We start from the raw sequence: 5,968 nt of genomic DNA on the forward strand, positions 1-5,968 counted from the left end.
CAACCGCCTCCTGATAACGGCTGGAATGGAAACAAGCTGAATCCGCCAGCTCAGGGAATTGCCTTGCATTCTTGGACCTCTTCGTGCTACGTTGCCATGAACGATACAAAAGGTCATGAGCCGTAGCATCCCGGTTGATGAGAGCTCACCAGCCGGCAGTAATTGACGTTCCCGCATTTAAGAATGAACAGCCGTATCTCTGATGCCAGAAATGAACTGAACTATGGACGCCGTGTGCTATCCTGGTCGTTCTACGACTGGGCTGATCACGCCTATATCACGACGACGGCGACAACTTTTTTCCCGCCCTACTACCTGACCATTGCCGCTCCTGCCTTCCTAAGATCATCGACGGGGGTCATCGATGAGGCAGCTCGGGCCCTTGCACGGAATACCGCCTCCTCCGTGTTCGCATTCACTGTTTCCTGCGCCCTGTTCATTGCCGCCATTCTGGCGCCGGTCATCGGGGCCTACGCAGACATCACGGACCAGCGGAAGCGCATTCTTATCCGCATCACGATCGCCGGAGCCGTCCTTGCCTCTTCGATGTTTTTCCTTACCGCGGGCATGTGGATCGAAGCGCTGCTGCTCTATTTTCTTACGCAGGTCCTCGTCAATGTCGCCCTGGGGCTGAACAGCAGCCTTCTGCCGCACATTGCTCATCCCGAGGACATGAACCGCGTATCCAGCCTGGGTTATGCAATGGGCTATGTCGGGGGAGGACTCCTGCTGGCTCTCAATACCGCCGTGTTTCTTCTTTCCGGCACCTTCGGTATGAGCGCAGATCTCGCGGTACGGACCGCCTTTCTCTCTGTTGGGATCTGGTGGATCACTTTCATGCTGCCGCTCGCCATCAATGTCCCTGAGCCCAGGATACAGTCTCTGAACGGGACCAGGAGCGTAACACCGCTTCGGGGGGCCCTGGTCCAGATCAGAAATACCTTTCGCGATATCAGGAGGTACCGCGAGCTTTTCAAAATGCTCATTGCCTTCTGGTTCTATATGGAAGGTGTGGGGGCCATCATTCTGCTCGCGACGGCATATGGAGCGGCACTCGGCCTTGACATGCCGGTTCTGATCGGGACCCTGCTCATGACCCAGATGGTGGCATTCCCCTACGCGATGATGTACGGACGCATCCCGGACGCGTCGTGTAGACTGCGCAGCGCATACCTGTCCATGGTCCTCTGGACCGCGGCAACGCTCCCGTGGGTCGGTCTGTATGCACGGACAAAGGCCGCCCTGAGCGTCCGAAATGCCCTCGGCATGCTCGCAGCGGACCAGATCGCAGGAATCATCTTTACCCTGTGCCTGGGCCGCTTCCTTTTTGCTGGCATGACAAAGAGAATTGATACAAAACACGCGGTGCTTCTGGGGCTACTGATCTATATCATTGTTCCCTGCTGGGGCTACTACCTGACAACGAAAGCCGAGTTTTTCATGATCGGATGGCTCGTCGGAACGGTGCAGGGCGGCACGCAGGCCTTGAGCCGGACCATCTATGCCCGGCTTTCGCCTCCGTCCAAATCAGGGGAGTTCTTTGGTTTCTATGGATTCAGCGAGAAGTTCGCCGGCATTCTGGGTCCCCTGCTCTATGGTGCCGTGGGTCTCATCACCCGCAGTCCTCGCTCAAGCATTTTGTCAATCGCTGTTTTCTTCATTATCGGCATTATCCTTCTCTGGCGGGTCGATATGGTAAAGGGGGAGAAGGTCGCTGTCGAAGAAGAGCGGGCAGTTCAGGAAGCCATCGGACGACGCGCCTCCCCTGGAGACCGCTCCAGGCAGGGCTAAACCCGCTTTTTGCGAGCATGGGGGAATCTAAAATCGCATAAAAAAGCCATTGCACAAGGTTTTGTCCCTTGCAGCCGTACTCGCACTACTGACCAGCCGGTAATTCTTCTTGACAAAATGGGGGCTTCTCTATATAATTCGTGACTTACAGCCCCGAGAACCGTAGAAATGGCGATCAAAATCAATGACATACCTCCGGAGGGGCTGACACTGGAGCTTTCTCAACAGCTCGATCTCTTCGATGAAGGTACAGCGTCCACTGCCGTCACGGCTGCATTGAAAATAATTCCGGTGGGAGACGGCATCATTCGGTTGACTGGCAGGGTGCAGGCCCGACCCGAGCTTGAGTGCAGCCGCTGTCTGAAGAGATTTCCCTATAGCATAGATGCGGAATTGAACATCGAAGCTTCCCCCGTCGCCGCCATGGGCGCGGAACCCGAGCACGAGCTGACCGGGGGGGAGCTCGAGACCGATTTCTATCAGGGCGATGAGATCGACCCCTTTGAGTTCGTCAAGGAACAGCTGCTCATCTCCGTTCCGATGGTTCCGCTGCACGATCCGGGCTGCAAAGGCCTCTGCCCGACCTGCGGAACGGACCTGAATGCCGCGACCTGCGGCTGCAGCGACCGCGGGCAGGAAGGCTTCGGGCCCTTTGCGGAATTGAAAGACTTATTTAAAAAATAGAAGGAGCATGACACGAAATGGCAAACCCAAAACACAGACACTCCAAATCCCGCAGGGACAAGAGACGAACGCACAAACATCTCAAGGCGCCGAATCTCGCGGTCTGCCCGCAGTGCCAGGAGGTCAAGAAGCCGCATCACGCCTGCATGTCCTGCGGCACCTATAATGGCCGCGAGGTCATCACGGTCCAGCAGATATAGCACGCCAGCGCTTCCACGAAGGCAAAGGGACGATACCGCATGTTTCCGGTGTCGCTCTTTGCCTTTTATATTGTCATGGAGTTTCGGATGAAGATCGCCGTTGATGCGATGGGGGGAGATAATGCACCGCACGCCGTTGTCGAGGGGGCGGTGCAGGCCGCACGGGAATTCGGCGTCGGCATCATTCTCGTCGGCATCGCAGAGTCCATCGAGGCCGAACTTGGGAAACACTCCGGCATTGCGTCGCTCCCCCTGGAAATACAGAATGCCACCGAGGTCGTCGACATGCTCGATTCCCCTGCGACGGTCTTCCGGAGGAAAAAGAACTCCTCGATCCGGGTGGCGAACGAACTCGTAAAGAGCGGTGAAGCGGTGGCCGTGATCAGCGCGGGGCATACCGGCGCTGCCATGACCACCTCGCTGTTCGTACTGGGCAAGCTCGGCGGTGTCGAGCGTCCCGCCATCGCAACCTTCATGCCGAATGTCACGGGGACCGCGATCGTGCTCGACGTCGGTGCGAACGTTGACTGTAAACCGCTGCACCTCGTGCAGTTCGGCGTCATGGGCACCGTGTACGCGAAGAACCTGCTCAAGATTCCGAACCCCCGCGTCGGCCTGCTGTCCATCGGCGAGGAAGAGACCAAGGGGAACGAGCTTACCAAGGAGGCGTTCAAGCTCCTGACCGAGACCTCGATCAACTTCATCGGGAACGTCGAAGGCCGGGACGTGATGTCGGGCAAGGCGGACGTCATCGTCTGTGACGGCTTCATCGGCAACGTGGTGCTCAAGGTATCCGAGTCCGTCGCCGATGCCATCGGCATCATGCTCCGGGAAAACATCGGCGATAATATCATGCGGAAGCTGGGCTATCTCCTCATGAGGCCCGCCTTCCGGGCCCTGAAGCAGCGCGTCGACTATGCCGAGTACGGGGGGGCGCCTCTGATCGGGATCGACGGGATCAGCATCATCAGCCACGGCAGGTCATCGGAGCGCGCCATCAAGAACGCCATCCGCGTCGCCGCGGAGCTCGCCCGGAGCGACGTGAACAGGCACATCCGTGAGGACATCGAGAAAAATATGGAGCTCGTGAAAACGAAATGATCCTTGCACGCATAACGGGGACCGGGTCCTATGCCCCGAAGAAGATCATGACGAACCATGATCTGGAGAAACTGGTCGACACCAGCGACGCATGGATTCTCGAGCGCACGGGCATCCGGGAGCGAAGGATCGCGGAACAGGGGCAGACGACCTCCGACCTGGCCTACGAGGCCAGCAAGCGGGCATTGAAAGCCGCCGGGGTCGGTGCGGACGAGCTGGACCTCATTCTCGTGGCGACGATGACCCCGGACACGATCCTGCCGAGCATGGGTTGCGTGCTCCAGGAAAAGCTCGGGGCGCGAAAGGCCGCCGCGTTCGACATTTCTGCTGCATGCTCGGGCTTTATCTACGGGATGTCGATTGCGAACGCGTTCATCAAGGCAGACACCTACAAGAACATCCTCCTTGTCGGCGCCGAGATCCTGTCGCGGTTCACGGACTGGGAAGACCGTTCGACGTGCATTCTCTTCGGAGATGGTGCGGGCGCAGCGGTGATCCAGCGGCATTCGGGCAAGCGCGGCATCCTCTCGACGCATCTTCACTCAGACGGCGGGCTGGGGGACCTGATCCATGTGCCTGCCGGAGGAGCCCAGCATCCGGCATCGCACGACACGATCCGGAAGCGAATGCACTTCATCAAGATGAAGGGAAACGAGACCTTCAAGGCCGCGGTCCGGTCGCTGGAAGGCGTGGTGCAGGAGACCCTGAAGCATAACAAGGTAAAGCCCGAGGAGATCGACTTCCTCGTGCCCCACCAGGCGAACCTCCGCATCATCCAGGCGATGGCGCAGCGCCTGGCCATGCCGATGGAGAAGGTGGTCCTTACGCTTCCGAAATACGGGAACACGTCGGCGGCCTCGATCCCCATGGCGCTCGACGAGGCGGTGCGCGACGGCAGGATCAGGGAGAACCAGCTCCTGCTGTTCGAAGCCTTCGGCGGCGGTCTGACCTGGGCGTCGGCCCTGGTGCGATGGTAACACGTGGTGAAGTGGAACAGCGGGAATTGAAAATTGATTCTTCGAATCAGTTCTGCATCCCTTTTCAATTTGCCATTTCCCGCGTTCAATTGTAAATTTCCGGTATTATTTGGAGGTATCAATGGATTACCTGCTGACAGAGGACCAGACCATGATCCGCGATCTCGCGCGGCAGATCGCAGTGGAGAAGATCGTGCCGGCACGCGCGGAACTGGACGAGCACAACAAGTTCCCGACGGAGATCATGAAAGCCATAGCCCAGTCCGACCTCTTTGGCATCTACATCCCTGAAGAGTACGGCGGGCTCGGGAAGAAGAGCCTCGAGCTCTACATCGCCGTCGAGGAGCTTTCCCGGGCCTGCGTGGGCGTTTCGACCAGCTTCGCCGCGAACGCCCTGGGCACCTACCCGATCCTCCTGAGCGGGTCAGACACCCAGAAGAAGAAGTACCTTCCCGATATTGCCTCGGGCAGGAAGCTGGTGGCGTTCGGCCTGACGGAAGCCAATGCGGGCAGCGACGCGAGCGGCGTCCAGACCACGGCCCGGCTCGACGGAAATGAGTATGTCCTGAACGGCACGAAACAGTGGATCACCAATGGCGGCGAGGCCGACATCTACACCGTCATCGCCATCACCGACAAGGCAAAGGGGCCCCGCGGCGCGTCGGCTTTCATCGTCGAGAAAGGCACCCCCGGCTTCACGTTCGGCAAGAAGGAGAACAAGATGGGCATTCGCGCCTCCTCCACCACCGAACTCATCTTCAACAACTGCCGCATCCCGAAAGAGAACCTGATCGCCCGGGAGGGCATGGGATTCATCGTTGCCATGAAGACCCTGGACAGCTCGCGGACCGGCGTCGGCGCGCAGGGCGTCGGCGTTGCACAGGGAGCGATCGATGAGGCGCTCGCTTTCGCGAAGCACCGGGTGCAGTTCGGCCAGCCGGTCACCTCGTTCCAGGCGGTCCAGCACATGCTGGCCGACATGCAGACCCAGACCGAGGCGGCCCGGGCGCTGGTCTATTCCGTGGCCCGGCTGATCGACAGCGGTGCCAAGGACTTCTCGCGCGCTTCGGCCATGGCAAAGCTCTTCGCCACCGATGTCGCGATGAAGGTCACTACCGACGCCGTCCAGGTAATGGGCGGCTCGGGCTACATGAAGGAATATCCCGTCGAGAAGATGATGCGGGACGCCAAGATCCTGCAGATCTATGAAGGCAC

6 protein-coding genes are annotated in these 5,968 nt (G+C 59.0%); all 6 read left to right on the forward strand.

Annotation, left to right across the window (positions count from 1 at the left end):
- Positions 1 to 183: 183 nt before the first annotated feature.
- On the forward strand, positions 184 to 1,791 hold the full coding sequence (locus tag VL197_12535) for an MFS transporter (protein ID HUJ18806.1): 1,608 nt from the start codon (positions 184 to 186) through the stop codon (positions 1,789 to 1,791).
- A gap of 168 nt (positions 1,792 to 1,959) precedes the next feature.
- Positions 1,960 to 2,475: a DUF177 domain-containing protein gene (locus VL197_12540; protein ID HUJ18807.1), complete on the forward strand. Its 516-nt coding sequence runs from the start codon at positions 1,960 to 1,962 to the stop codon at positions 2,473 to 2,475.
- Between the two features lie 17 nt (positions 2,476 to 2,492).
- Positions 2,493 to 2,675 (forward strand): 50S ribosomal protein L32, encoded by a 183-nt coding sequence (gene rpmF / locus VL197_12545; GenBank protein ID HUJ18808.1) that lies wholly within the window; start codon positions 2,493 to 2,495, stop codon positions 2,673 to 2,675.
- Between the two features lie 87 nt (positions 2,676 to 2,762).
- Positions 2,763 to 3,776, forward strand: coding sequence for a phosphate acyltransferase PlsX (gene plsX, locus VL197_12550; GenBank protein HUJ18809.1), 1,014 nt, complete (start codon positions 2,763 to 2,765; stop codon positions 3,774 to 3,776).
- On the forward strand, positions 3,773 to 4,753 hold the full coding sequence (locus VL197_12555; protein HUJ18810.1) for a beta-ketoacyl-ACP synthase III: 981 nt from the start codon (positions 3,773 to 3,775) through the stop codon (positions 4,751 to 4,753). Before plsX ends, VL197_12555 begins: the two co-directional genes overlap by 4 nt.
- Positions 4,754 to 4,874: 121 nt before the next feature.
- A partial coding sequence (locus VL197_12560) for an acyl-CoA dehydrogenase family protein (protein HUJ18811.1) occupies positions 4,875 to 5,968 on the forward strand: 1,094 nt, incomplete at its 3' end.

It is taken from the genome of Nitrospirota bacterium, from assembly GCA_035516965.1.
Taxonomy (GTDB): Bacteria; Nitrospirota; UBA9217; order UBA9217; family UBA9217; genus MHEA01.

What these genes read in the sequence shown, in the direction of transcription:
- plsX (HUJ18809.1), top strand. Translation starts at nt 2,763, where the DNA reads ATGAAGATCGCCGTTGATGCGATGGGGGGAGATAATGCACCGCACGCC.
- VL197_12555 (HUJ18810.1), top strand. Translation starts at nt 3,773, where the DNA reads ATGATCCTTGCACGCATAACGGGGACCGGGTCCTATGCCCCGAAGAAG.
- rpmF (HUJ18808.1), top strand. Translation starts at nt 2,493, where the DNA reads ATGGCAAACCCAAAACACAGACACTCCAAATCCCGCAGGGACAAGAGA.
- VL197_12535 (HUJ18806.1), top strand. Translation starts at nt 184, where the DNA reads ATGAACAGCCGTATCTCTGATGCCAGAAATGAACTGAACTATGGACGC.
- VL197_12540 (HUJ18807.1), top strand. Translation starts at nt 1,960, where the DNA reads ATGGCGATCAAAATCAATGACATACCTCCGGAGGGGCTGACACTGGAG.